The organism is Actinomadura graeca (genome assembly GCF_019175365.1).
GTDB lineage: Bacteria > Actinomycetota > Actinomycetes > Streptosporangiales > Streptosporangiaceae > Spirillospora > Spirillospora graeca.
Genome location: NZ_CP059572.1, coordinates 2,878,580 through 2,902,463, shown reverse-complemented (window position 1 = coordinate 2,902,463; position 23,884 = coordinate 2,878,580). Strand labels below are relative to the sequence as shown.

23 protein-coding genes are annotated in these 23,884 nt (G+C 72.1%); 15 read left to right on the top strand and 8 right to left on the bottom strand.

All coding sequences use genetic code 11. The features are described from left to right. Positions 1-203: 203 nt before the first annotated feature. The 11 genes from AGRA3207_RS12760 (at position 204) to AGRA3207_RS12710 (ending at position 11,871) form a co-directional block, all read left to right on the top strand. Positions 204-1,007 carry an MlaE family ABC transporter permease gene (locus AGRA3207_RS12760; RefSeq protein WP_231334829.1) on the top strand — a complete coding sequence of 268 codons (804 nt, stop codon included), beginning with the start codon at positions 204-206 and terminating at the stop codon, positions 1,005-1,007. Then, positions 1,007-1,861, top strand: coding sequence for an ABC transporter permease (locus AGRA3207_RS12755; RefSeq protein ID WP_231334828.1), 855 nt, complete (start codon positions 1,007-1,009; stop codon positions 1,859-1,861). Before AGRA3207_RS12760 ends, AGRA3207_RS12755 begins: the two co-directional genes overlap by 1 nt. Further along, complete coding sequence (locus AGRA3207_RS12750; protein WP_231334827.1) at positions 1,858-2,889, top strand: MCE family protein; 1,032 nt, start codon at positions 1,858-1,860, stop codon at positions 2,887-2,889. Before AGRA3207_RS12755 ends, AGRA3207_RS12750 begins: the two co-directional genes overlap by 4 nt. Further along, the gene (locus AGRA3207_RS12745; protein WP_231334826.1) at positions 2,886-3,965 is read left to right on the top strand and encodes an MCE family protein; all 1,080 of its coding nucleotides are present in this window, start codon (positions 2,886-2,888) and stop codon (positions 3,963-3,965) included. The genes AGRA3207_RS12750 and AGRA3207_RS12745 overlap by 4 nt, the downstream gene beginning before the upstream one ends. After that, on the top strand, positions 3,965-4,987 hold the full coding sequence (locus tag AGRA3207_RS12740) for an MCE family protein (protein ID WP_231334825.1): 1,023 nt from the start codon (positions 3,965-3,967) through the stop codon (positions 4,985-4,987). Before AGRA3207_RS12745 ends, AGRA3207_RS12740 begins: the two co-directional genes overlap by 1 nt. After that, complete coding sequence (locus tag AGRA3207_RS12735) at positions 4,987-6,063, top strand: MCE family protein (protein WP_231334824.1); 1,077 nt, start codon at positions 4,987-4,989, stop codon at positions 6,061-6,063. The genes AGRA3207_RS12740 and AGRA3207_RS12735 overlap by 1 nt, the downstream gene beginning before the upstream one ends. Beyond that, positions 6,060-7,100 carry an MCE family protein gene (locus AGRA3207_RS12730; protein WP_231334823.1) on the top strand — a complete coding sequence of 347 codons (1,041 nt, stop codon included), beginning with the start codon at positions 6,060-6,062 and terminating at the stop codon, positions 7,098-7,100. Before AGRA3207_RS12735 ends, AGRA3207_RS12730 begins: the two co-directional genes overlap by 4 nt. Further along, positions 7,097-8,386: an MCE family protein gene (locus tag AGRA3207_RS12725; protein ID WP_231334822.1), complete on the top strand. Its 1,290-nt coding sequence runs from the start codon at positions 7,097-7,099 to the stop codon at positions 8,384-8,386. The genes AGRA3207_RS12730 and AGRA3207_RS12725 overlap by 4 nt, the downstream gene beginning before the upstream one ends. A 22-nt stretch (positions 8,387-8,408) precedes the next feature. Next, positions 8,409-9,284 (top strand): hypothetical protein, encoded by an 876-nt coding sequence (locus AGRA3207_RS12720; protein ID WP_231334821.1) that lies wholly within the window; start codon positions 8,409-8,411, stop codon positions 9,282-9,284. Positions 9,285-9,388: 104 nt separating this feature from the next. Then, positions 9,389-9,868 carry a MarR family winged helix-turn-helix transcriptional regulator gene (locus AGRA3207_RS12715; protein ID WP_231334820.1) on the top strand — a complete coding sequence of 160 codons (480 nt, stop codon included), beginning with the start codon at positions 9,389-9,391 and terminating at the stop codon, positions 9,866-9,868. A 269-nt stretch (positions 9,869-10,137) separates the two neighbouring features. Further along, positions 10,138-11,871, top strand: a complete 1,734-nt coding sequence (locus AGRA3207_RS12710; protein WP_231334819.1) for a hypothetical protein — start codon at positions 10,138-10,140, stop codon at positions 11,869-11,871. Between the two features lie 62 nt (positions 11,872-11,933). On the opposite strand, the gene AGRA3207_RS12705 is transcribed toward AGRA3207_RS12710, so the two are convergent. The 4 genes from AGRA3207_RS12705 to rpsD form a co-directional block, all read right to left on the bottom strand. Continuing rightward, positions 11,934-13,106: a hypothetical protein gene (locus tag AGRA3207_RS12705; RefSeq protein WP_231334818.1), complete on the bottom strand. Its 1,173-nt coding sequence runs from the start codon at positions 13,104-13,106 to the stop codon at positions 11,934-11,936. Beyond that, positions 13,099-13,680 carry an RNA polymerase sigma factor gene (locus tag AGRA3207_RS12700; RefSeq protein ID WP_231334817.1) on the bottom strand — a complete coding sequence of 194 codons (582 nt, stop codon included), beginning with the start codon at positions 13,678-13,680 and terminating at the stop codon, positions 13,099-13,101. Before AGRA3207_RS12700 ends, AGRA3207_RS12705 begins: the two co-directional genes overlap by 8 nt. Before the next feature lie 141 nt (positions 13,681-13,821). After that, on the bottom strand, positions 13,822-14,310 hold the full coding sequence (locus tag AGRA3207_RS12695) for a GNAT family N-acetyltransferase (protein ID WP_231334816.1): 489 nt from the start codon (positions 14,308-14,310) through the stop codon (positions 13,822-13,824). Positions 14,311-14,406: 96 nt separating this feature from the next. Then, positions 14,407-15,012, bottom strand: a complete 606-nt coding sequence (gene rpsD / locus AGRA3207_RS12690) for a 30S ribosomal protein S4 (protein ID WP_231334815.1) — start codon at positions 15,010-15,012, stop codon at positions 14,407-14,409. 67 nt (positions 15,013-15,079) lie between these two features. On the opposite strand from rpsD, the gene AGRA3207_RS12685 reads away from it, so the two are divergent. Together AGRA3207_RS12685 and AGRA3207_RS12680 are read left to right on the top strand one after the other, a co-directional pair. Next, positions 15,080-15,868 (top strand): DUF2470 domain-containing protein, encoded by a 789-nt coding sequence (locus tag AGRA3207_RS12685; RefSeq protein WP_231334814.1) that lies wholly within the window; start codon positions 15,080-15,082, stop codon positions 15,866-15,868. Between the two features lie 323 nt (positions 15,869-16,191). Then, complete coding sequence (locus AGRA3207_RS12680; RefSeq protein ID WP_231334813.1) at positions 16,192-17,394, top strand: trans-sulfuration enzyme family protein; 1,203 nt, start codon at positions 16,192-16,194, stop codon at positions 17,392-17,394. Here the strand turns inward: AGRA3207_RS12680 and AGRA3207_RS12675 are convergent. Further along, a complete protein-coding gene (locus AGRA3207_RS12675; protein WP_231334812.1) occupies positions 17,391-18,557 on the bottom strand; it encodes a DUF5925 domain-containing protein in 1,167 nt (388 codons plus the stop codon). The genes AGRA3207_RS12680 and AGRA3207_RS12675 overlap by 4 nt on opposite strands. Positions 18,558-18,607: 50 nt before the next feature. Next, positions 18,608-19,372: a lysophospholipid acyltransferase family protein gene (locus tag AGRA3207_RS12670; protein WP_231334811.1), complete on the bottom strand. Its 765-nt coding sequence runs from the start codon at positions 19,370-19,372 to the stop codon at positions 18,608-18,610. 122 nt (positions 19,373-19,494) lie between these two features. On the opposite strand from AGRA3207_RS12670, the gene AGRA3207_RS12665 reads away from it, so the two are divergent. Further along, entirely contained in the window at positions 19,495-20,352 is an 858-nt protein-coding gene (locus tag AGRA3207_RS12665; protein WP_231334810.1) for a hypothetical protein, read from the top strand. 35 nt (positions 20,353-20,387) lie between these two features. Here the strand turns inward: AGRA3207_RS12665 and AGRA3207_RS12660 are convergent, their stop codons facing one another. Then, the gene (locus tag AGRA3207_RS12660; protein WP_231334809.1) at positions 20,388-21,065 is read right to left on the bottom strand and encodes a uracil-DNA glycosylase; all 678 of its coding nucleotides are present in this window, start codon (positions 21,063-21,065) and stop codon (positions 20,388-20,390) included. A gap of 243 nt (positions 21,066-21,308) precedes the next feature. Here AGRA3207_RS12660 and AGRA3207_RS12655 point away from each other — a divergent pair, with 243 nt between their 5' ends. Continuing rightward, positions 21,309-22,796 carry a WS/DGAT/MGAT family O-acyltransferase gene (locus AGRA3207_RS12655; RefSeq protein ID WP_231334808.1) on the top strand — a complete coding sequence of 496 codons (1,488 nt, stop codon included), beginning with the start codon at positions 21,309-21,311 and terminating at the stop codon, positions 22,794-22,796. On the opposite strand, the gene AGRA3207_RS12650 is transcribed toward AGRA3207_RS12655, so the two are convergent. After that, a complete protein-coding gene (locus AGRA3207_RS12650) occupies positions 22,783-23,838 on the bottom strand; it encodes a hypothetical protein (RefSeq protein WP_231334807.1) in 1,056 nt (351 codons plus the stop codon). The genes AGRA3207_RS12655 and AGRA3207_RS12650 overlap by 14 nt on opposite strands. Positions 23,839-23,884: the final 46 nt, after the last annotated feature.

Below are 23,884 nucleotides of genomic sequence, written 5' to 3'. Positions count from 1 at the left end.
GATCGTAACCGCGGAAAGGAACGATGTAAGTACTCGCTTTTTAGAGCTTCCTGCCCTAGAGTGCTCCAGATCACACGTGGGGCCGGTGTCGCCGGGAGGGCGGCCGGGGCCGCGTGTGATCGATCGGATGAGGGCCGACGTCCGAGCACGGAGGAGGCTGGAATGGCCCTTCGCCCCACCCTCGCCGGGGAGGTCCCCGGCTGATGATGCCGAGCCTGGCCAGGGCCCCGGGCCTGGCGCGCAGACGGGTCGAGCGCTCGCTCGACGAGACCGGCCTGCTGTGCGTCACCTTCCTCGAAGGGTTACGCCGGACCTGGGACGTGCGACGGTGGTGGGGCGAGTTCGTCGGGCAGTGCTGGTTCCTGGTGCGGGTGACGGGCCTCCCGGTGATGCTCATCGCGGTCCCGCTCGGCGCCACCATCTCCCTCCAGGTCGGCGACATCGCCCGGCAGCTCGGCGCGCAGTCGGGCACCGGCGCGCTCCTGGTCGCCGCCATGGTCCAGCAGGTGGCGCCGCTCGCCGCCGCGCTCCTGGTCTCCGGCGTCGGGGGCTCGGCGATCACGTCCGACATGGGCGCCCGCAACATCCGCGACGAGCTCGCCGCCCTGGAGGTCATGGGCATCAACCCGGTCCACCGCCTGGTCACGCCACGGCTGTGGGCCGCCAGCACCGTCTCCGCGCTGCTCTGCCCGGTGGTGATCATGGCGGGCGTGCTCGGCGGCTACTACTTCAACGTCATCGGGCAAGGCGTCAGCCCCGGCGCGTTCTTCGACGGCGCCACCGCGCTGCTCCGGTTCCCGGACCTGCTGATCACGCTGTTCAAGGCGTGGGTGTTCGGCTTCATCGCCGCCGCCGTCGCCTGCCACACGGGTATGACCTGCGGCCACGGGCCCGTCGGCGTGGGCCGCGCGGTCAACCGGGCGGTGGTGGTCACCTCGGTCGTCGTGTTCGCCGTGAACTACGTCCTCACGATGATCTACCAGGTCCTGGTCCCGCCGAGGTCGTGATGGCCGCCTCCGCCCCCGCCCGCATGCTGGGCCGCGCCCTGCGGGGCCGGGCCGCGGGCCTCACCGCGTCCACCGGCCTGCCGGTCTTCCTCGGCCGTGTCCTGTACCACCTGCTGGTCGACATCATCATCCGGCGCAGGTACGGCCGGACCCTCGCCCGGCAGGTCAGCGACATCACGGTGGGCGTGGGCGCGCTGGTGATCGGCGGCGGGATGATCTTCGTGATCGCCACGATGTCGCTGGCCACCGGCGCGATGGTGGGGCTCCAGGGCTATCCCGGGCTGGAGCGCATCGGCGCGGAGGCGTTCACCGGGCTCGTCGCGAGCTACTCCAACGTCCGCGAGGTCACCCCGATCATCGCGGGGGTGGCGCTGGTCGCGCAGGTCGGCACCGGGTTCACCGCGGAGATCGGCGCGATGCGGATCTCCGAGGAGATCGACGCGCTGGAGGTCATGGGCGTCAATTCGCTGGCGTACCTGGTGTGCACGCGGGTCGCCGCCGGGGTCGTCGCGCTGGTGCCGCTCTACCTGGTGTCGCTGTTCATGGCGTTCTTCGCCACCCGGTTCATCACGATCCGGTACTTCGGGCTCTCGCCCGGCGTCTACGACTACTACTTCCACCTCTACCTGCCGCCGATCGACGTGTTCTACAGCGTCGTCAAGGTCGCGGTGTTCGCGTTCATCGTCATGTTCGTCCACTGCTACCGCGGCTTCTACGCCTCGGGCGGCCCGGTCGGCGTGGGCGTCGCAGCGGGACGCGCGATCCGGGAGTCCACCATCCTGATGATCTTGATGAACCTCGTCCTGTCCTACGTCTTCTGGGGTCACGGCGGCACGGCGGGGCTGACCGGATGAGCGACGAGACGATCTCCGCGCGGGCCCGGCTGCTCTTCGGGCTGGCCGGCACCGGGGTCATCGCCGCCGCCGCGGCCCTCGTCGCGGTCGGCGCGGCGCCGTCGCACCCCGGCTCGACCCACTACGACGCGACGTTCGGACGGGCCGGCCAGGGCCTGGACCCCGGCAGGTCGGACGTGAAGATCCGCGGCATCGCGGTCGGCGCCGTCGACGCGCTGCGGCTCGGGCGGGACGGACGCGTCACCGTCCGGTTCCGGCTCGACCGGGGCGTGCGGATCCCGGGCACGACCGTCGCGACCATCGAGCCGGTGTCGGTGTTCGGGCCGAAGGACCTCGCGCTGGACCTCGGCGAAGACGAGGCGACCGGCCCGTTCCTCCGGGACGGCGGGCACGTCGCCCGCACGCGCGACCCCCGGGAGCCGTCCGACGCGGCCTGGCCCGCCTACCGCCTGACCAGGGCCATCGACCCCGACGACGTGGCCACGGTCCTGCGCGTCTTCGCGGCCGGCCTCTCCGGGCAGGGTCCCGCGCTGCGACGCACCGTCGACAACGGCGCCGTCGTCGTCGACGCGACGTGGCGCGACCGGCAGGCGATCCGGGCGCTGCTGGACGACATCAACGGCCTGTCCGGCACGCTCGCCGACCGCGGCGGCACCCTCACCCGGCTCACCGCCGACTTCAACCGGCTCTCGGCCGTCATCACCGCGAGGCCCGACCAGGTCGGCCGGCTGCTCGACCGGTCCGCTGAGCTGGGCGAGCGGGTCGGCGGCACCCTCCGGCGGGAGGGCGCGGACCTCGGCAGGATCATCGACGGCGCGGGCGACGCGGCGGCGGTGCTGAACGGCCGCCGCCGCGACATCCCCGTCCTGCTGGACGGCCTGAACGGCTTCTTCGCACTGCTCGCACGGATCATCCGCGTGTCCGGCCCGGAGGGCACGCTGATCGCGCAGGTCGTCAGCACGCTGCCGCTGGGGCTGTGCGAGATCTTCGTCGACGTGTGCCCGTCCCCGCCCGGAGGCCCGCGGTGAGCCCGCGTGCGGGCGCGGGGTCCGCGCGCGGACCCGGGTACCCGACGCTCCTGAAGTTCCTGGCGTTCGTGGCGGTGACCGGGCTGCTCACCTTCTTCATCGGCCAGCAGATCCTCGGCACCGCCTTCCACGGCCGGTACCGGCTGACCGCGACGTTCGACGACGTCACCGGGCTCGTCGAGGGCGACGCGGTGAAGGTCGCGGGCGCCCCGGTCGGGCGGGTGAGCGGCATCGAGGTCGTCCTCGGCAGGGCCGTCGTGCGGATGGACGTCGACGACGGCGTCCGGCTGCCCGACGACTCCACCGCGGCGATCCGCTGGCGCGACGTCATGGGCCGGCGGGTCGTGTACCTGGAGCCGGGACGGAGCCGGGGCAGGCTCGGCGACGGCGGCCGCGTCCCGCGCACCCGCTCGGCGGTGGACCTCGGCGACATCGTCGACAGCCTCGGCCCGCTCACCCGCAACCTCGACCCGGACCAGATCAACAGGATCCTCCTCGCGTTCTCGCAGGCGCTGGACGGCAACGAGCGGAACATCGGGCGGCTCACCGACGACCTCGACGCGCTCCTCCGGACCTTCGCGGCGCGCCGCGAGACGATCCGGAAAATGATCGGCGACTACGAGACGATCGGCCGCGCGGTCGCCACGCGGGACCGGCAGATCGCCGACAGCGTCACGAACCTGGAGTCGCTGAGCCGGGTGTTCGCGGGCAACCGGCGGCTGCTGGAGGACGCCGTCGTGGAGATCTCCGGTGTCACCACGAACCTCGACCGGGTGCTCGGCGGGAACGACGCGCAGCTCGCCCGCATCATCGCCAACCTCGCGCGGCTCAGCGGGACGTTCCGGCTGAACGTCGACCGGCTGGAGCGGATGGTGCGGAACCTTCCCCTGACGCTGCGGCAGCTGTTCGCCTCCGCGAACGGCGGCCACTTCCTGCGGTCCAACGCGCTGTGCATCAACCTCGCCCAGGGGCCGTGCCCGTTCCCGATGCGGCTGCCGAGGTCGCCGGGCGCGGGACGGCCGTCCGGGCCCGACCTCGCCAGGCTCAAGGCGATGCTCGCGGGAGGCGGCCGCTGATGGCGCTCGGATCGCTGCGGGACGCCGACCACCGGGTCGTCGCGATCGTCACGGTGGCCGTCCTCGCCGCCGCGTGCGCGGGGGCGTTCGCCGTCGGGCGGTTCCACCTGCTCGACCGCGGCTACACCATGAGCGGCGAGTTCACCGACACGGCCGGGCTGAAGAAGGGCCAGGACGTGCGGGTCGCCGGGGTGCGGGCGGGCCGCGTCACCTCCGTCCGGCCCGACTTCGCGCACGGGCGGGTCGTCATCACCTGGCACGTCGACGCCGGGATCGACCTCGGCCCCGCCACCCGCGCGGAGATCCGGACGACGACGCTGCTCGGCGGCCGGTACCTGCGGCTGAGCGGGCCGGTCGCCCGCCCCTACATGGCGAGCGTGCCGGAGCCGCGGCGGCGGATCCCGCCGACGCGTACCGGCGTCCCGTTCACCGTCCCGGACGCGCTGGAGGGCACGCAGCACGTCGTCGGCAGGCTGGACAAGAAGAGCGTCGACCGGCTGCTCACCGAGGTCGCCCGGATCAAGGCGCCGGGGTCGGCGAAGCTGCGCAGCGTCCTGGCCGACGTCCAGAGCCTCTCGCGGATGCTGAACGACAGCCATCCCGACGTGCAGAGACTGATCGAGGACAGCAGGACGATCACCGGGACGCTCGCGGGCAAGGACGACGAGCTCCGCGGCATCATCGACTCCAGCCAGGTGCTGCTGCGGACGCTGGTCGAGCGGCGGGACGAGCTGGCCGCGACGATCGGGAAGGGCAGCCGCACCGTCCGGACCCTGTCCGACGTGATCTCCCGCAACCAGCGGCGCCTCGACGACCTGCTGGACGACCTGCACCTGCTCACCACCAGGCTGGCGCCGAACATGGACGCGCTCAACACCGACTTCTCGCTCCTCGGACCCACGTTCCAGCAGGTCGCGACCCTCAAGGGCAACGGGCCCTGGATCGAGGGGATGCTGACCGGGCTCGGCCCGATCCAGCCGCCCGGCCCGATCTCCACGCGCCGCCCGCCGGGAGGCGGCTGATGCGCGGGTTCCGTTCCGGCAAGGGGAGGACGAGGGCGGCCGTCCCGGCACCCGGCCTCGCCCTCGCGGTGTTCCTCTCAGCGTCTCTCGCGGTGTCCCTCGGCGGCTGCTCCCTCGTGCCGTCCGGAGGCGGCGAGCGCACGATGGTGGTGTACGTGCCGAAGGCCCGCTCCTTCTACAAGGAGTCGAGGGTCAAGGTCATGGGCGCGGACGTCGGGCTCGTCGACGACGTCCGGAGCGAGGGCGACAAGATCAGGGTGACGTTCCACATCCGCCGCGACGTCCCGCTGCCGAAGGGCGTGCAGGCGTCGATCGTCCCGCTGAACCTGGTGGGGGAGCGGAACCTGGTGCTGCATCCGGTGTGGCGGCCGGGGCAGCCGAAGGAGACCTCCGACACCATCCCGATCGAGCGCACGCACGTGCCCGTCGAGGTGGACGACGCGCTCAGCTCGTTCACGCAGCTCGCCCGCGCGCTCGACCCGCAGACGACGCGGACGGCGCTGGACCGCGCCGCCGGCACCGTGCGGGGCAACGGCGGCGAGTTCAACGCCACGCTGGAGCAGGGCGCGCGGCTGGTCGAGAACGTCGCCGGGCAGGACCGGGAGCTCATCCAGGTCGCGCGGAACCTCGACCGGCTGGCCGGGGTGGTGCGCGGGCGGGAGCGGATCCTCGGCACGATGATCCGTGACTTCGGGCAGGCGGCCCGGGTGCTCGCGTCCGAGCGCGGCGATCTCCAGCGGCTCGTCACCGGGATCCTGGACCTGTCCCGGAACGGCGGGAAGCTGCTCGACAGGTACAAGGGGCGGCTTCCCCACGACCTGGCCGTGCTGACGCGGACCGCGCTGATGCTGAAGGGCGATTCCGCCCAGATCGCCCAGCTCCTGGACGCGCTGCCCGGCGTCAGCGAGGCGTTCATCGGCGGCTACGACCCGAAGGACAAGGCGCTGCACATCCGCTTCGCCACCGATGCGTTCCTGCGGACGTGGCTCAAGGGCCTGACGAAGGACGACGGGGTCGGCTGCCCCCTGCCCGCGCCCAACTCCAACTGCCCCTGGCAGAACGGAGGAGGCCGATGAAACGGGTCCTCGCGCTCGCCGCCGCCGTCGCCCTGGCCGTCCCGGGCTGCTCCTACAAGACGGCGGGCGCGCCCAAGGGCGACCTGACGCTGACGGCAACGTTCGACGACGCGCAGGGCCTCGTCGCCGGGCACAGCGTGAAGATGTCCGACATCACGGTCGGCAGCGTCACGAAGGTGGAGCTGGACGGCTACCGGGCGAGGACGACCCTGTCGATCGAGGACGGCGTCCGGGTCCCCCGCGGCACCAGCGCGGAGATCAGGGTGACGTCGCTGCTCGGCGAGAACTACGTGGAGTTGCGGCTGCCGCCCGGCGGGATGGACCGGGGCCCGTTCCTGGCGAAGGGCGCGGCGATCGCGGGCACGTCCGTGCAGCCGGCGTTCGAGCAGGTCGTCGGGCAGGCCGGGCCGCTGATCAAGGCGCTGGCCGGGGACGACGCCGCGACCGTCGTCAACGCCGGCGCCACCGCCCTGGACGGCGAGGGCCCGAGGCTGAACACGACGATCGCCAAGGCCGCCGACCTGCTGAGGATGTTCGCCGAGCAGCGCCGCGAGCTGGGCGAGTCCGTCGACCGCTTCGCCCGGCTCGGCCGGTCCCTCGCCGCCGGGGACGCCACGCTGCACGAGGCGCCCGCCCGGCTGGCGCGCACCACGCGGCTGCTCGACGACGACAAGGAGAAGATCCTCAGGACGGCCGACCGGCTCACCCGGATGGCCGCCCAGCTGAACGACAAGGTCCTGGAGGGACGCGTCCTGCGGTTCCGGAGGCTGCTGGACGACGTCGACCCCGTCCTCCAGGAGCTCGGCGGCAACCGCAGGCGGCTCACGGACCTGGTGAACGGCCTGGTCTCCTTCACCGACAAGCTGCCGCGCGCCAGCTACGACGGCCAGATCCTGCTCTACCCGCTCCTGCGCATCGTCTGGCCGGACGGCACGCCGGTCCTCCCCGGCGCGCCCCCCGCGAAGAACGGGCCCAGGGCGCCGGGCGGCCTGGAGGGCGCCCTGCCGGATCTGGACCGGCTCCTGGGGCGACGATGACGGGACGGGTGGCGGTCAACCTCGCGGTCTTCGCCGCGCTCGCCGTGACGATGGTGGTCTGGGCGTTCGGCAACGTCGTCCGGTTCGACTTCATCGACCGGCCGTACCACGTCACGGTCGAGTTCGCGTCCTCGCCGGGCCTGCACCCGGGCTTCGAGGCCGACTACCTCGGCCTGCGCGTCGGCAAGATCGACTCGGTTCGGCTGGAGCGGGGGCGGGTCATCGTCCGGCTGGACATCGAACGCGGCGTGCGGATCCCCCGGAACGCCACTGCCGCCGCCGCCCGCAAGTCCGCGGTCGGCGAGCCGGTCGTGGAGCTGTCCCCCGGCCCGGGCGGGGCGGGCGCGCCGCCGCTCGGACCCGGCGCCCGCATCCCGGTGTCGCGGACGACGGTCCCGCCCAAGTACGGCGACCTGTTCGGCTCGGTCGTGGACGCGCTCAAGGCCGTCGACCCCGGCGACGCCAGGATCCTCACCCACGAGCTGGCCGCGGGGTGGGCGGGCCGCGAGAACTCCCTCCGGAAGATCGTCGACGGGGGCGACCAGCTCACCGGCACCTTCGCCGCGAACACCGAGCTGCTCGACAGGCTCACCCGCGACCTCGGCCGCGTCACCCGCGTCCTGAACCGCAACCGCGCCGCGCTCGGCTCGGGCGTGGACGACCTCGCCGCGCTCGTCACCGCCCTCGCCCAGGTCCGCGGGCGGATCGCCGACCTGCTCGACGAGGGCCCCGGCCTGCTCTCCACCGTCGACACGCTCCTGGCGAGGACGGGCCCGGACGTCGAATGCGCCGTGGACGCCCTCGGCAACTGGGGCCTGCGCAAACACGATCCCGACGTCCTGGCCGACCTGCGCAGGACGCTCGCGCTGGCGCCGCAGCTCAAGACCGTCCTGGACAACGTCATCGGGATGGACCAGGGGCGGCCCATCCTCAACGTCGTGTTCCTCGTGACGCTGAGGAAGCTCGCGACACTGGAGTACAAGTACCCCCTCCCGCAGCCGGGCGTGACCAGGACGCCCACATGCGCGGGCGGACGCATGCCCGCCCAGACCGCGCAGAAGCCCTACAAGGCCAGGAACCCGGGCGACACGATCCCCACCCACGACCCGTCGGTCGGCGGGCGGGACGTCCGCGCCGGGAAGGCCGCGAACAGCGGCGGGGAGCCCGCGGGCGGACCACCGGCGTGGCTGGTGTACGTCCCCCCGGTCATCGCCCTGCTGGTGCTGATCAGGGTCGCGACGGGCTCGGTGCCCGTGGTGTCCCGCCTCCGCCGGAAGAAGGACTGACCCCGACCCGAGGAGTACCGACGTGACAGCCAGGACCGGCAAGGACGAGGCCGAGGCGGTCCCCGACACGCAGCAGGAGCCCGCCGCCGCGGAGGAAACCGCCGCCGCGGAGGAGCCGCCGGCGCGTCCCGCCAAACGCAGGCGCCGGGTGCGGGTCATCGAGGTCATCGACGACGAGGACCTCGACGAGGTCCTGGAAGCCCTGGACGCCGAGGACGAGGAACCGCCCGCGCCTGCTCGTAAGCCCTTGCCCGCTCGCAAGCCCGCGGCCGCCCCCAAGCCCCGTCCCGTCCCTGCGAAGGACGAACCCGCGGAACGCCGCCCGGGGCTCCTCGGCCTGGGCCCTGCGCAGGCCGCCGCCGTCGCCGTGGTCGTGGCGCTGCTGGCCAGCGTGGCGATCTGGCAGTGGCGCAGCGCGAGCGGCCTGTCCTCGGAACAGGCCGACCGGGACGCGGTCGAGAAGGTCGCCCGCGCCTACGGCGACGTGGCGTTCAACTACAACGCCGCGAACTACCGGTCGCAGAGCGCCAAGGCCGAGGCCCTGATGGCCGGCGACCTCCTGGAAAGCTTCAAGGGCGACACCGTGGCGAGCCTGGCGGGCGCGTTCAAGACCGACCCCCAGGTCGGCCTCACGTCCCGGACCGACCAGGTCTTCGTGGGCGGCGTGGACGGCCGGTTCGCCACCGCCGTGGTGATGGTCGACGTCGGCTACAAGACCAAGGACGGCTCCGTCTCCTCGCCGTCCACCCTGCTGCGGCTGGCCCTCGCCAAGATCGGCGGCAAGTGGAAGATCACCCGGCAGTACCCGTCCGGCGTCAACGACCAGAACCGGGACCAGGAGGGACGGCTCCCGGCCGTCCCGTCGGCGACCCCCAAGACCGGCAAAACGGGCGATTAACGGGTCACGGACGGCCGATCGGCCCCCGCGCGGGCGGAAGCCGTGCGGGATGTCGCGCGTTGCACGGATGACGGGGCAGGTAGAAGGCGGGGATGATGTCGGCGGTGACGGAACACGACGGCGCGGTGGTGCCGGACGAGCTGGTCAGGGAGTTCGGGGAGCTGCTGGCCGCCGCCGAGCTGCTGGAGCGGATCGCGGGCCGCGAGCTGGAGCGGCGCTGCGGCATCCGCCATGCCGTCTTCGAGGTGCTGCTGCGCCTGTCCCGCGAGGGCGAACGTTCGTGCTCGATGGGCGGCCTGGCCGGTGAGCTGATCCTCACCAGCGGGGGCATGACACGGCTGGTCGACCGCATGCAGGAGGCCGGTCTCGTCCGCCGCGAGCCCGCCCCCGGCGACCGCCGCCGCCAGATGGTGGCCCTGACCGACGCGGGCCGCGCCAAGCTGGACGAGGCCCTCCAGGTCCACGCCGAGACCCTCCGCCGCCACTTCGCCGCCCCCCTCACCACCGAGCAGCGCCACGTCCTGGTGGACGCCCTCAGCACCCTCCGCACCACCGCCCGCCAAGAACTAGGCGACCTCCACTGACCGAGCCGTCCCAGCCCGCCGCACGGCCGATCGGCACCAGGGGATATCGGAGTGGTGACGGCCCGTCACGCGGCGCATTCCCCATTCGGACAGTGTGATCCCGGCTTCTCCATCTCGCAGTAAAAGTCAAGAGTGATCCATGTCTCAAAAAGGGACGATCTCGGAAACTTGCCTGGAACTCTGCCCAAGGTGAAACTTTATTCAGCCTTTACAGAATGGCAGGAAGGAGCTTCCCGCACTCCCAGTGCCATCGCGAGAAGAGGGGGAATGTGAGCTACAGCGGAACACATTCAGCCTGGCGTACCACCATCGCACTTCCGGTCGTCATCGCCTGCGTGGCGGCGCTTTTCACAGTGCTGTCGGGGGTGCCCGGACCTGCCGCCACCGCCCACGCGGACACGGCCGACGCCCAGTTCCACACCATCACACCGTTCGTGCTGGCGGACACGCGCAACGGGACGGGCGGGGTCCCCGTCGCCAAACTGCCGCCGGGAGCCACGATCACCTTCCAGGCGGCAGGGGCGGGCGCCATTCCGGCGACCGGGGTCTCCGCGGTCGTGACCAACCTGTCGGTCTACGGCGCGAACGCATTCGGCTGGATCAACGCCTATCCCTCCGATGAGCCGACGACGGTCAGCACCCTGACTTACGCCGCCAACGAAACTACCAATACGGAAGACTTTACGAAACTGACCGGTACCGGCCAGATCACCGTGAAGAACAACGGCAGCGGGACGGTCGATATCGCCGTCAGCGCCCGGGGATACTTCCTCGACGCCGCGTCCTCCACCGCCGGAAACGAGTATTACCCCGTCGACACGGCCTTTCTGTACGACACACGGGTCGGCAAGGTCACGGGATCGCCCGCCCACGCCGCCGCGCCCATTCCGGCGAACTCCTCGGTGACCGTCGATGTCGCCGGGCAGCTGGGCATCCCCGCTACCGGCGCCACCGCGGTCGCTCTCAACGTGGCCGCCCTCAACCAGACGGCGCAGGGCGCGCTGACGGTGCGCCCCTCGGACCAGACCGACACCAATCTTCCGGTGGTCAACTACAACCCGAGCGAGACCGACAGCAGCTTCGTGGTGACGCAGCTCACCGCGACCGGGAAGCTCATCTTCCGCAACAGCGGCACCGGCCCGGTGGACCTCGCGGTCAGCGTGCGCGGCTACTTCAAGGGGGCGGCCGACGGAGACGGCTCGACCTACACGCCGACCGCCACGACACTTCTCCTCGACACCATCGCGGGCCTCAATACCAGCGGGGGGAGCACGGCGGCCGTCGCGGCGGGCCAGACGCTCACCTTCGACGCGATCGACGCCGCCGGTCTCGGCAGCGTGGACCAGAACAACCCCGTCCTGGCTCTGAACATCGATGCGCGGCAGCCGACGCACCAGGGATGGCTGGCCGTCTACCCGACCGAGGACGGCGACCCGCTCGTCAACAGTGTCAACTTCGACAACGGCGGTGAGAGCACCAACGGGTTCGACCTGGTCAAGCCGGACTCGCACGGCAAGATCTCCATCACGAACCACAGCGGCGGCACCGTCCACCTCCAGGTCTCCCTGCGGGGATACTTCACGATCCCCGCACCGGCCGAGGAGACCACCGAAGGCATCGACGACGAATCGAACGAGGTCCCGGACGGCGGCGCCTCCGCCGACGGGGGCCGTTACATCGACATCGTCAGCATCGTCCTCTGGCAGCAGCGCGGCGAGGGATGGGGCTGGCTGTACTGGGCCGGCTCGGCGCCCTACAGGGTCTCCACCAAGTTCACCGTTCAGGACGAGAGTGCAGATAGTTACTGCATTGCGATGGTCATCTACGGGGATGGAAAGAACCTGACCAACAAGGAATGGGCCATCTGTGGCGCGGCGAACCATAGGACGCTGAACTACACGCTCAGCCGTCGGCTCTACAACGCCAAGATCAGGCTCTGCCGGGCCAAGTGGAGCAAGAGCATCGGAAACTACAAGTACAGCGGCTGCACGGCACCCGAATAGCCGCATGAAGCATCTGTCCGCCCGGTTCCCGCCCTTCGCAGGGAGGGAACCGGGCGGCTCGTCTATTCGACCGGGCTTTCCTCGACCCCGGTCTCGATGGGGGAGGAGGACTTCGGCAGGAGTTCGGCGACGGGAGTCGTGGTCCAGTCCGCGTTGCGTATCACCTCGTAGTACCAGCGGACACCCGAGGGGAGACCGGCGTTCAGCCGTCCCGGGGTGGCGATGATCTGCTGGCTGGCGATGAGCCTCCCGTTTCGCGGGTCGATGATGAGCTGGATGTCCAGGGTCCCCGACTCCTCGGACACCTCGCGCATCGACACGCCTTGTCCGCTGCGTCCCATGGCGTCGGTCGTGGTGACGGCCCGGACGTTCTTCAGGCTCGCGAGAAGCCGGTAGGTCGCGATCCGCACCTTGTCGCTGACCGGTGCGTCCACCAGCAGGAAAGAGGCGCTCCTGAAAAGGTAGAGCTCCGGGTCGGGTAGCCGCTTGTGGTCGAATCGGGTGGCGTAGTTCAGCAGCCATGCCCGCAGTTCGGCGGGGTCGGTGGGAAGCCGGCGTGCCGTGTCGTCGCTGAAATCCAGCACCGGCCCTCCGCCCATTTCGGGGCCGACTGACGCGCCGGGCGAGTCGATGTGCAGGTCTTCGGCTTCCGGCCGTAGGTCGGTCTTCCATTCCGTCCGCGCGGCGGGCGTCGCCGGGCGCACCCTCAGCCGATCGCCGGGCCATTCGAGATGCCGTGTCGGGTGGGAGGAACCGTCGGCGGTGAACGGCTTCCGGGTCGAGGCGAGGAGGAAATCGTCTCGTTCGACCTCCATCGGGTAGGTGACGCCGGCCCGGTAGGGCGACTTCGCCATGACGGTCCCGCCGACGGCGGCACGCCGGTACCACAGCTGCCCGTCCCCGGCGTTGCGCGCGCGTGCGTCGGCCGCGGCGAGAAGGAACGTCGCGGCGGGCCCGCTGTATCCGGCCAGCGGCTCCGGAGAGTAGAGCGGACGAGTGTGCCACGACCAGAATCCCCAGCCGCCCGCGACCAGCGCGGCGGCCGTCGCCCCCGCGATGAGGGACACCCGCCATCTGGCCGCCCGCGGCCGCACGTTCTTCAGGCGGCCCCGTCGGGGCTTCGCGGTCGAGCCCATCTCGGAGATCAGCGCACTGCGCGCCGCGGCGGTCGTCTCCGCCGACGGTGGCCTGGTCGCGGTGTGCAGCCCGGCGATCCGGTCATCGAGGTCACGCATGGATCCCTCCCTCGTCGGGTGACGTCGTCGCCGTGTCCGGCAGTGCCGCCTTGACCTGGCGTCGTGCACGATTGAGACGCGAGCAGACGGTGCCGTAGGCGATCCCCAGCGCCTGTGCGACCTCGGTGTAGCTCAGGTCGCCCAGGGCGACGAGGAGCAGGACGTCCCTGTCGCCGTGTCCGAGCGCGGCCAGCGCCTCGCTCAGCGGTCCGTCCACGGCGTGATCGCCACCGGGTGCCCGGTCGTCGCGCTTTTCCGCCGGGGCCCGCGCCTGGAGACGCGTGATGGCCTTGTACTTCCGCATCTCGCTTCGCCGGTGCCGGCTCACGAGCTTGGTCGCGATGCCGTACAGCCACGGCCGCGCCGATCCGCTCTCCGGCTGGAACCTGACGCGGGACCGGAACGCGACCAGGAACGTCTCGGCCGCGATGTCGTCGGCGATGTCCGGGCCGAGCCGCCGGTCCACGTACCGGTGGATCTCCGCGTAGTACCGGTCGAAGATCGCCGCGAAGTCCTCCGGCCGCCGCCACGAGCCGACGATGGTCTCGGCGTCCGGTGGCGGCTCCGCGGTCACATCCGATCCATGACTGACCCACTGCCGATCATCGACACTCCTTGCGAGGCTACGGGGGTTGGGCACACTGGTGATTGCCCGCTGCGCCCTCGATCCTTCTCGCTGGGCGCGCCTCGGCGGCCGGTGTGAGGCACGTCACGCTCAGAGGCGCTGGTACATGATGTGGAGGCCGACGTAGCCGTGGGTGGGGTGGAGGTAGCCCTCCGGCAGGGTCGTCATCACCTCGAAGCCGAGTGACTTCCACAGGGCCACCGCGCGGGTGTTGGTCTCCACGACGGCGTTGAACTGCATGGCCCGGAAGCCGTCCCCGCGCGCCTGCTCCAGGACGTGCCGGCCGAGCGCGCGTCCGACGCCGCGTCCCGAATGCCGGGGGTCCACCATGAAGCTCGCACCGGCGATGTGCGCCGCGCCGCCCATGTGGTTCTGGACGCTGTTGGCCGTTCCCAGGACGGTCCCGCACTCGTCCACGGCGACGAACGTCCGGCCCGGCGGCTTGGGGAACCAGAACTCCTTCGCGAGGTCCTCGGGGGTGTCGCGGTCCCAGGAGAAGGTCTCGCCCGTGCGGACGATGCCCTCCATGAACGCCCATATCGACGGCCAGTCGCGGGACGTCGCCTCTCGGATCACCATGCCCGCCAGCATGGGTCGGCGCGGTCGGCGCGGCAACCGGAATTCCGGGCGCCGCGCCCGACGTGCCCGGCCGGGGCGATGCGCTTCCCGTCGCCGTCAGCGGGAGTAGTGCTCCACGACGAGCTGCTCGTCGCAGATGACGGGGATCTCTCTGCGCTCCGGCAGGCGGGCGAAGCGCGCCGCGAGCGCGTCGTGCCGCACCTCCAGGTACGGCGGGACCGTCTCGGTGTGCCCGCCGGCGGCCGCGACCTGGAACGGGACCATCGCGCGGCTGCGCTCGGCGACCGTGATGACGTCGCCCGGGCGGAGCCGGTAGGACGGGCGGTCCACGCGCCGGCCGTTGACCAGCACGTGGCGGTGCACGACGAACTGGCGGGCCTGGTAGATCGTCCGGGCGAAGCCGGAGCGCAGGACGAGCGCGTCCAGGCGGCGCTCCAGGTCCACGATCAGCGCCTCGCCGGTCTTGCCCTCGACCTTGGCGGCCTTCGCGAAGGCGTTGCGCAGCTGCGCCTCGCGGATGTTGTACTGCGCGCGCAGCCGCTGCTTCTCCCGCAGCCGGACCTTGTAGTCCGACTCCTGCTTGCGGGCACGGCCGTGCACGCCCGGCGGGTAGGGGCGGGCCTCGAAGTACTTGACGCTCTTCGGGGTCAGCGGGATGCCGAGCGCTCGGGACAGCCGCACCTTGGGCCGGGACTTGTTCATTCCGCTCCTCAATGGTTAGGTGATCCTAAGTTAGGTAAGCCTAACCTGAGACGTCAAGGAGGTCAGGGTGCAGGCGGAGACGACGGAGGGGCAGGCGGGCGGGCCCGGCGCGGCCGAGCGCGCGCGCACGCTCGCCTATGGCATCGCGGACGGCGTCCTGGTCGCGCCGGGAGTCCCCCACGCGCCCGTCCCGGCGCACACGACGGACCGCGACGGCCGGCCGCTGCTGCTCGTCCGCGCGGACTCGCCGATCGTGGCCGCGCTGACGGGGGAGCCGGACCTGCCCGCGACGCTGCGCGTGGCCGACGTCTCCCCGGTCGCGCTGCCCGACCGGGTCCGCGGGCGGGCCTGGCTGCACGGCTGGCTCACCGAGCTGCCCGCGGGGGAGCTGCGCGCCGCCGCGATCCGGCTGTCGCGGCCGCATCCGCGTCCCGAGCTGCTCGACCTCGCCGACGGCGACCGCGACGACCGTGAATGGACGGTGCTGGCCCTGGAGGTCGCGCAGGTCGAGGTCCAGGACGCGTGGGGCGGCGCCACCGTCGAACCCGAGGAGTACGCCGCCGCCGCGCCGGACCCGTTCGTCGCCATCGAGGCGGGCATCCTCACCCATCTCGACTCCTGCCACCGCGAGGAGCTCACGCGGCTGCTGCCCGAGGCCGTCGCGGCCGAGGACGCACCGGCGCCCGCCGTCCGGCCGCTGGCCCTGGACCGCTACGGGATGTGGCTGCGCTGCTCCGCGGCACCGTCGCAGGCACCCGGCTCGTTCGATCTGCGCCTCGCCTTCGCGAAGCCTGTCAGTGATCTCCACCAGCTTCGGTGCGTGTACCGGCACCTGTTCGCCCACGCCACCCCGTAGCCCCTAAGGGTGCGGGTACGGGGAACCGGCCCGGAAGCCAGTGATCCCCCGGATGGTGGAACCACCTCCCGGCGGGCGATGCTCATGACTGCCGGTCGCGGGACGCCGAAGCGCAGCGTCCGGAACGGGACCTGATCGCCGGCCCGCCCTCGCGGGGTGGGTGGGCCGGTGACGGGGACCGTACCGGACGGGAGGGCATCGGCGACCCCGGCCGGGCCGGTGGTCCGGCCGCGGTGTTGAAACACTGACGCGGGGGGCGTGGTCCGGGCCACTGGTCGCGATTGGATATGCCCGCCCGGGGGAACACATCGCAGGCTGGGAGCATGACCCGACAGCACCCGCACGACCGCGACGTCCATCCGCAGACCCGGGCCGTCCACCCGCAGGTGATCACGCCCGCCACGAGCCGGCCCCTCGGGGTGCCGATCTACCAGGGACACCTGTTCGGGTTCGACAGCGCCGACACGCTCGCCCAGTCCTTCGCTTCGCCGGACGAGGCGTTCATGTACGCCCGCACGGGCAACCCGACCGTCCGCTCCTTCGAGCGGGCCGCCGCGGAGCTGGAGGGCGGCGCGGGCGCGCACGCCACCGCGTCCGGCATGGGCGCCGTGAACGCCGTCCTGATGGCGCTGCTGCGCTCCGGCGACCACGTCATCGCGCAGAGCTCCCTGTACGGCGGGTCGTACGCGCTGCTGCACGACCTCGCCGACCGGTGGGGCGTCGAGCTGACCCACATCCCCGGGGACGACCCGGACGAGGCGCGCGCGGCCCTGCGCCCGAACACCCGGCTGCTCTACCTGGAGACCATCTCCAACCCGGTCACGCACGTGACCGACATCCCGGCGTTCGCCGGCGCCGTCCGAGACGCGGGCGTGCTGACCGTCGTGGACAACACCTTCGCGCCGCTGTTGTGCAGGCCCATCGAGCACGGCGCCGACGTCGTCGTGCACTCGGTGACCAAGTTCATCGGCGGGCACGGCGACCTCATCGGGGGCGCCGCCGTGTTCGCGGACGCCGACGTCCACCGGCGCGTGTGGAAGCACGCGGTCGAGCTCGGCGCCACCGCCGACCCGTTCGCCGCGTGGCTCGCGATCCGCGGGCTCGCCACGCTGCCGATGCGCGTCGCCCGGCAGAGCGCGAGCGCCCTGGACATCGCCCGGCGCCTCGCCGCGCACCCGGCCGTCGCCCGCGTCCACTACCCGGGACTTCCCGGCCATCCGCAGCACGACCTGGCGCGGCGGCTGCTGCCGGACGGGAGCGGCGGCGTCATGGCGTTCGACCCCGCCGGCGGGCGGGAGGCCGGACGGGTCTTCACTGAGGCCGTCCGGCTCATCGCGCTCGGCCCGTCGCTCGGCGCGGCCGCCACGCTCGTCATGCACCCGGCGAGCACCTCCCACCGGCAGCTGGACGCCGCGTCGCTCGCCGCCGCGGGGGTCGGCGAGGGCACCGTCCGGCTGTCGGTGGGCCTGGAGCATCCCGACGACCTGTGGGCCGACATCGAGCAGGCCCTCTCCAAGGCCGCCTAGAGGTAGAAGCCGGTGGCGGTGGCGGGCGCCGCGCCGCCCTCCGGACGCTTCTCTCCCTTGCGGAGCGCGGCCAGCTCCGCCAGCGTCGCACCGTCCGGGCCGATCTCGTCCGCCGCCGCACCGGCGCCGGCGGTGTCCGGCTCCGCCAGCCAGGCGGTCGCCTCGTCCCTGGTCAGCGGGCCGACCTCGATCTGCGCCAGGCACCGCCCGGGACGGACGACGGCCGGGTGCAGCATCGCGAGGTCCTCGTTGGTGGTGATGGCCACCAGCACGTCCCGGCCCTGCCCGAGCATCCCGTCGGTGAGGTTGAGCAGCCGCGACAGGCCCTGGCCCGTCGACTGCTTGGCCTCGCCGCGGATCAGCTCGTCGCAGTCCTCCAGGATGAGCAGCCGCCAGCGGCGGGCCTCGTCCTCGTCGTCGCCGACCGCGACCTCCATCAGGTAGCTGGGCGTGCCGAACAGCGCCTCGGGGTCGAGGACGCAGTCGGCCTGGCACCAGCCGTTCCAGGCGCGGGCGAGCGCCCGCAGCGCGGTGGTCTTGCCGGTGCCGGGCGGGCCGTGCAGCAGCAGGAGCCTCCCCGACACCTGCTCGCGGGTGAGGTTCATCACCTCGTCCAGCGCGTCCGCGACGGGCGCGGTGTAGTTGCGGCGGATGTCGGCCCACGAGTCGGCGGAGATGGCGCGCTCGGTGCGGACGGGCCCGTGCGAGCCCATGTGCCAGAACCCCATCTCGACGTTGGTCTCGTCGGTCTTCGGCGGCTCCGTCGCGTCCTTGACCGACTCCTCCAGGACGCTCTCGGCCAGCTCGTCGGACACCGCCGACACCGCGAGGTAGGCGGCGCCGTTCTTCCACCGGTTCGTCAGCAGCGTCCAGCCGTCGCCCTCGGCCAGCACCGATTCCTTGCCCTTCTCGTGGGCGACGCGCACCAGCCGCGCCCCGTCCGGGCGGAGCGGCGCGTCCGCGCGGACGTGCTCCAGCCGCGTGGACCGCGACCACGGCTGCTCCCCGGACGCGAACGGCCGCAGCGACAGCACGTCCATCACGTCCGCGGGCGAGTTGTTGTCGCTGAGGTTGAAGACCACGGGCACGGGCGAGCCCGCCTCGATGTCGGTCACGCTCTCCCGAGGCTCGATGAGGTGCAGGACGTCCTGCGGCATGGTCATGACGTCGATGATCAGACGCGGCGCGCGGCGGCGTCCACCGAATTAGCCGTTCAGGCCCCGGACCCCCGGGCCGCCTTGCGGGCCTCGGCCTCCTGGAGGTCGAGCTTCTCGGCCTCGCCGGGCGTCGGCGCCGATCCGCCCAGGTAGGCGGGCTGCCACCACGTCTCGCCCGGGCGCGGCACGTCGGGGTACTCGCGCTGCGCCTTCTCCAGCAGCGCCGACATCGCGGCCCGCAGGTCGCGGGTGACCTGGTCGTAGTCGTCGCCGCGCTTGGGGTACAGCGGCTCACCGACGAGGACCGCCACCGGGACGTTGCGCTGGAGCAGCCGACGCTTGCGGCCCTTCGTCCACATCCGCTGCGGGCCCCACACCGCGACGGGGATCAGCGGCACCTTCCCCGCCACCGCCATCCGCACCGCGCCGCTCTTGATGTCCTTCACCGTGAACGAGCGGCTGATCGTCGCCTCGGCGAACACGCCGACGATCTCCCCGCTCTTGAGCGCCTTCAGCGCCGCCGCGTACGACGACGCGCCCGCCTCCCGGTCCACCGGGATGTGATGCATCCCGCGCATCAGCGGCCCGCCCACCCGGCTGTCGAAGATCTCCTTCTTGGCCATGAACCGCACCAGCCGCCCGGCCGGGTACGCGGCGAGCCCCGCGAAGATGAAGTCCAGGTAGCTGACGTGGTTGCTGACCAGCACCGCGCCGCCGGTGCGGGGGATCTGGTCGGTCCCCTCCAGACGGACCCTGATGTTCAGGGCCTTGAACACTCCGAGAGCCGTCTTGATCACCGGCGGGTACACGATTTCGGACATGGAAGCACCGTACTTGAGCCACCCCTGATCAGCGAGCGGGGCGCAGGATCGCGATGGATCACACAACCGGCCGGAACTCTGAGAAGGTTGGGGGGTGACGTGATCGGTGAAAGGGGATGAGCATGGAACCGTTGGACGCCGCGGCGGACGTGCACGCGCTCATCCGTGACGTGCTCCCGGACCTCGCGCCGACCGCCTGGTTCGACTCCGGCACCTCGGAGGTGGTGCTGCCCGTCGGGAGGTCGGAGGCGCGCGCCTCCAGCTGGACGGTGCTGGAGCGCTGCGCCCGCGAGCCGCGCTCGGCCTGGCCGAAGGTCGTGGACGAATGGGTCCGCGAGGTCGGCGACCGCGCGTTCCTCGCCGTCGGCGAGATGGAGCTGTTCGGCGACGTCCGCGAGCTGCTGCGGCTGCGGATCGTCCCGAAGCTCGCCCCCCGCGACCGCGAGGGCCTGGTCGTGGTGCCCGCCGGCGACCACTTCGACGCGATGGTGATGATCGAGCACCCCCGCTACGGCGGCCCCCTCACCAAGGCCCGCGCCGGCCTCCTCGGCCTCCGCAAGCTCGGCTACGTGATGACCAACACCCACGACCGCGAGCTGGCCGACGTCGCCGTCCGCGATCAGCCGCTGCTCCCGGGACGCAACGTCCGCGTCGTCACCAAGCCGGGCAGCCGCTACGTGTCGGCGCTTCTCAGCGAGGTCGACCAGTTCCTCCCGGGGCCCAACCGCCATGGCGCCCTGGTCGGCGTCCCCTGCCACAGCACGCTCCTGCTCTACCCCATCACCTCGACGGCCGTCCGCGAGGTGCTCCCCGTCTTCGCCGACGTCGTCCAGGAGATGCACGAGGCCGCCGACGACCCCTGCGCCCCCGGCGTCTACTGGAGTCACGGTGAGCGCCGCCTGACCCCCCTCCCCGCCACCAGCCTCCCGGAGGGCTCCGACGAGTTCGCCGCCCTCCTCCGCCGCCTCCCGCGCGATTAGGACCCGGGGCTGGGCTAGGGGACTTTCCAGTCGACTTAGGGGAGTTTCCAGTCGACGGGGTGGGCGCCCTGTTGTTCGAGGAGCTGGTTCGCGCGGCTGAAGGGCCGGGATCCGAAGAAGCCGCTGTCGGCGGAGTAGGGGCTCGGGTGGGGTGACTCGATGCAGGGGACGCCGCCGAGCATCGGCCTGAGGTTGCGGGCGTTGCGCCCCCAGAGGATGGCCACCAGGGGACGGCCGCGGGCTGCGAGGGCGCGGATGGCCTGCTCGGTGACCTCTTCCCAGCCCTTGTCGCGGTGCGAGTTGGGCTTGCCCGGCATCACGGTGAGGGCCCGGTTGAGCAGCAGCACGCCCTGCTCGGCCCAGGGGGTGAGGTCGCCGTTGGACGGCTGGGGATGGCCGAGGTCGTCGCAGTACTCGCGGAAGATGTTGATCAGGCTGGCGGGGAGCGGGCGGACGTCCGGGGCCACCGAGAAGCTGAGGCCGACGGGGTGGCCGGGCGTCGGATAGGGGTCCTGCCCGACGATCAGGACGCGCACATCGTCGAAGGGCTGGGTGAACGCCCTGAGGATGAGGTTCCCGGCGGGGAGGTAGCGGCGCCCGGCGGCGACCTCGGCGCGCAGCCAGTCGCCCGCGGCGGCGATCGTCCCGGCGACGGGCGCCAGCGCCGTCGCCCAGCCCGCCTCGACGATCTCGGAGAGTGGTCGTGCGGTCATGGAGGACCACCCTAACGGGGTGATCTTGCCGCCGTTCCCTGATCGGGCCTGTGAAGTTCCCTGACCGCATGAGGCCGGAAGAGTGACGGAAATTTTCAAGGTCATCCGAAATTTGTGGATTAACAGGGTGAAACGCCTCGTTAAGTCGGCGTAACTTCTGGGCCCAGCCGTTGACCGTCCGCAGCAGCACCACATACCACCTAGAAAGGTAGGACAGGAACAAAGCCACCGGACGGGACGAGAATGAGCCAGCTGACCACCGTGGACGCCACCTTCCTCAACGCCGAGACCGGCAGCACCCTCGCCCACATCGCGGGCCTGTGCGTTCTCGACACGTCCTCCCATCCGGGCGGGAGGCTCACCGCCGAGCAGGTGACCGAGCTGGTCAGGGCCCGCGCGCACCTCGCCCCGCTCCCGCTGCGGCGGCGGCTCGTCCAGGTGCCGCTCGGCCTGGACCTCCCCTACTGGGAGGACGACCCGGACTTCGACCCCGCGCGCCACGTCCACGAGATCGAGCTGTCCCCGCCAGCGGACGGGACGCGGCTCGCCGACGTCGTGGCGCTCCTGCACGAGCAGCCGCTCGACCGGTCGCGTCCGCTGTGGGAGATGGTGCTCATCCACGGGCTGGAGGGCGGGCGGACGGCGCTCTACGCGAAGGTGCACCACGCGGCCGTCGACGGGGTGATGGCCGCCGAGGCGCTCGCCGCGCTGCTGGACCTGTCTCCCGAACCGCGCGATCTGCCCTCGGACGAGCCCGCTCCCGCGCGCGCCCCCGCGACGGCCGACATGCTCGGCGCGGGGTTGCTGAAGGCGGTGACGTACCCCATCCGGACGGCCGTGTCCGTGGCGCGCACCGTCCCGCAGCTGGACGACATCCCGGGCATCGCGGCCCTTCCGGGTGTCGGGCCGCTGGCGTCGGCGGTGCAGGGCGTCCTGCGCCGCGGCGGCGTGCCCCGCGCGCCCCGGCCGAGCGCGCCGTCCACCCTCTTCAACCGGCCGATCGGCCCGCACCGCTCGGTGGCGTGGGGCGGGCTGCCGCTGGCAGAGATCAAGGAGATCCGGCGGGCGCTCGGCGGCAGCGTCAACGACGTCGTCATGGCGCTGTGCGCGGCGGCGCTGCGCCAGTGGCTGGACAAGCGCGGCGACCTGCCGGGCCGTCCGCTCGTGGCCGGTGTCCCGGTGTCGCTGCGCCGCGGGGCGTCCGGCGGGGCGTCCGGCGGGGCCTCCGGCGGCGCGTCCGGCGGGGCCTCCGGATCGGGGAACCAGGTGTCGCTCATGACCGTGCCGCTGGCCACCCACGTGCCCGACCCGGCGGACCGCTTCGCGGCGGTCCGGCGCGATATGGACCTGGCCAAGCGCCGGTTCACGATGTCCTCGGGGGACTGGGTGCGGGAGGTCAGCGGGCTCCTGCCCGCGCCGGTCGCCGGGCCCGCCACCCGTCTCGCCCTGCGCGCGGCCCCGTCCCTCCCGCTGCGTCCCCTCAACCTGATCGTCTCGAACGTGCCGGGCCCGCAGTTCCCGCTGTACATGTGCGGCGCCCGGGTGCTCTCCTACCACCCGCTCTCACTCGTCAGCGACCTCAGCGGCGGCCTCAACATCACCGTGTTCTCCTACGACGGCACGGTGGACGTCGGCGTCGTCGCCTGCCGCGACCTCGTCCCCGACCCCGGGGAGATCGTCGACCATCTCGTGGACGCGCTGGACGAGATGAAGGCGCTCACCCGGGCGTGATCCCCAGGGCCGCCCGATGCCGCCACGCCAGCCGGAGCGCGGCGGCACCGGCGGGCTGCATGGGCTCGGGGACCGTCCCGTCGAACGGCGCGGTCGAGACCGTCCCCTCGTCGTTGACGTCGACGAGCCCGCCGAACAGCGCGCCGAACGCCGCGTCCTCGAACACCACGGCGGTGAGGAGGTCCAGGGCGAGCGTCAGCGGATCGACGCCCAGGCCGAGGAAGTAGGCACGGACTGCGTCGGACGCCCGGGCGGCGGTCAGGTCCCTGTGGAACGGCCACTCGTCCTGGACGAATCCGGGCGGATAGTCCTCGCCCGCACCGAGGAGCTCCTCGGCGTACTCGCGGACCATGCACCGCCACAGGTCGAGGTCCCGGTGCCCGTCGTCCCGGCGCTCGCCGTCCAGGGGTTGGAAGACCCCCACGGGCATGACCTGGTGGAGCCCGCCCGCGTGCGCGACCTTCGCCGGGTCACGCCAGTGCAAGACGTAGGAGCCGGACACGGTGACGGTCAGCGTGGTGATCGCGGTCAGCGCCGCGCGCTGCCCCAGGTCACAGGGGTCACCGATCCGTTCCCGCAGCGGCAAGCCGTCGCGGTCGCCGTCGCCGTCGGTGGCGTCGTCAGTGGCGGTGGCGGCGAGTTCGTGGGCCACGGCCTCGCCCACGTTGACGCCGTCGAAGTAGCGGGCCGGGCCGAACCGCAGCACCGGTGGTGCCGCGCCGATCAGGCGGTAGCTCGGACGGTCCTCGAAGACGGCGGGCGGGGCGAGCGCCGCCATGGCCTCGGCGTACGTCCGGTGACCGCGGGGGAGCCCGTCGGACGGGCCCGCGACGGCGGCCGGGGCGGGATCGGCGTCCCATTCCAGCCGGACGTCCTCCAGCGGGATCGGAGCCGCCGGGATCCAGCCTTCCCGGCACATCAGCGGCGTGCCCTCGACGCGCGGCACGCCGGGGTACAGGCCGGTCGCGATCCGCCCGAGGCGGTCACGCCCGGAGTTCAGCGCGGCCCGCCTCTGCTGCCACTCCCGCTCGCTGGTCCCCATGCCGATCACTCTCATCGTTGCCGAGAAATCGCTGATTCCTGACCTG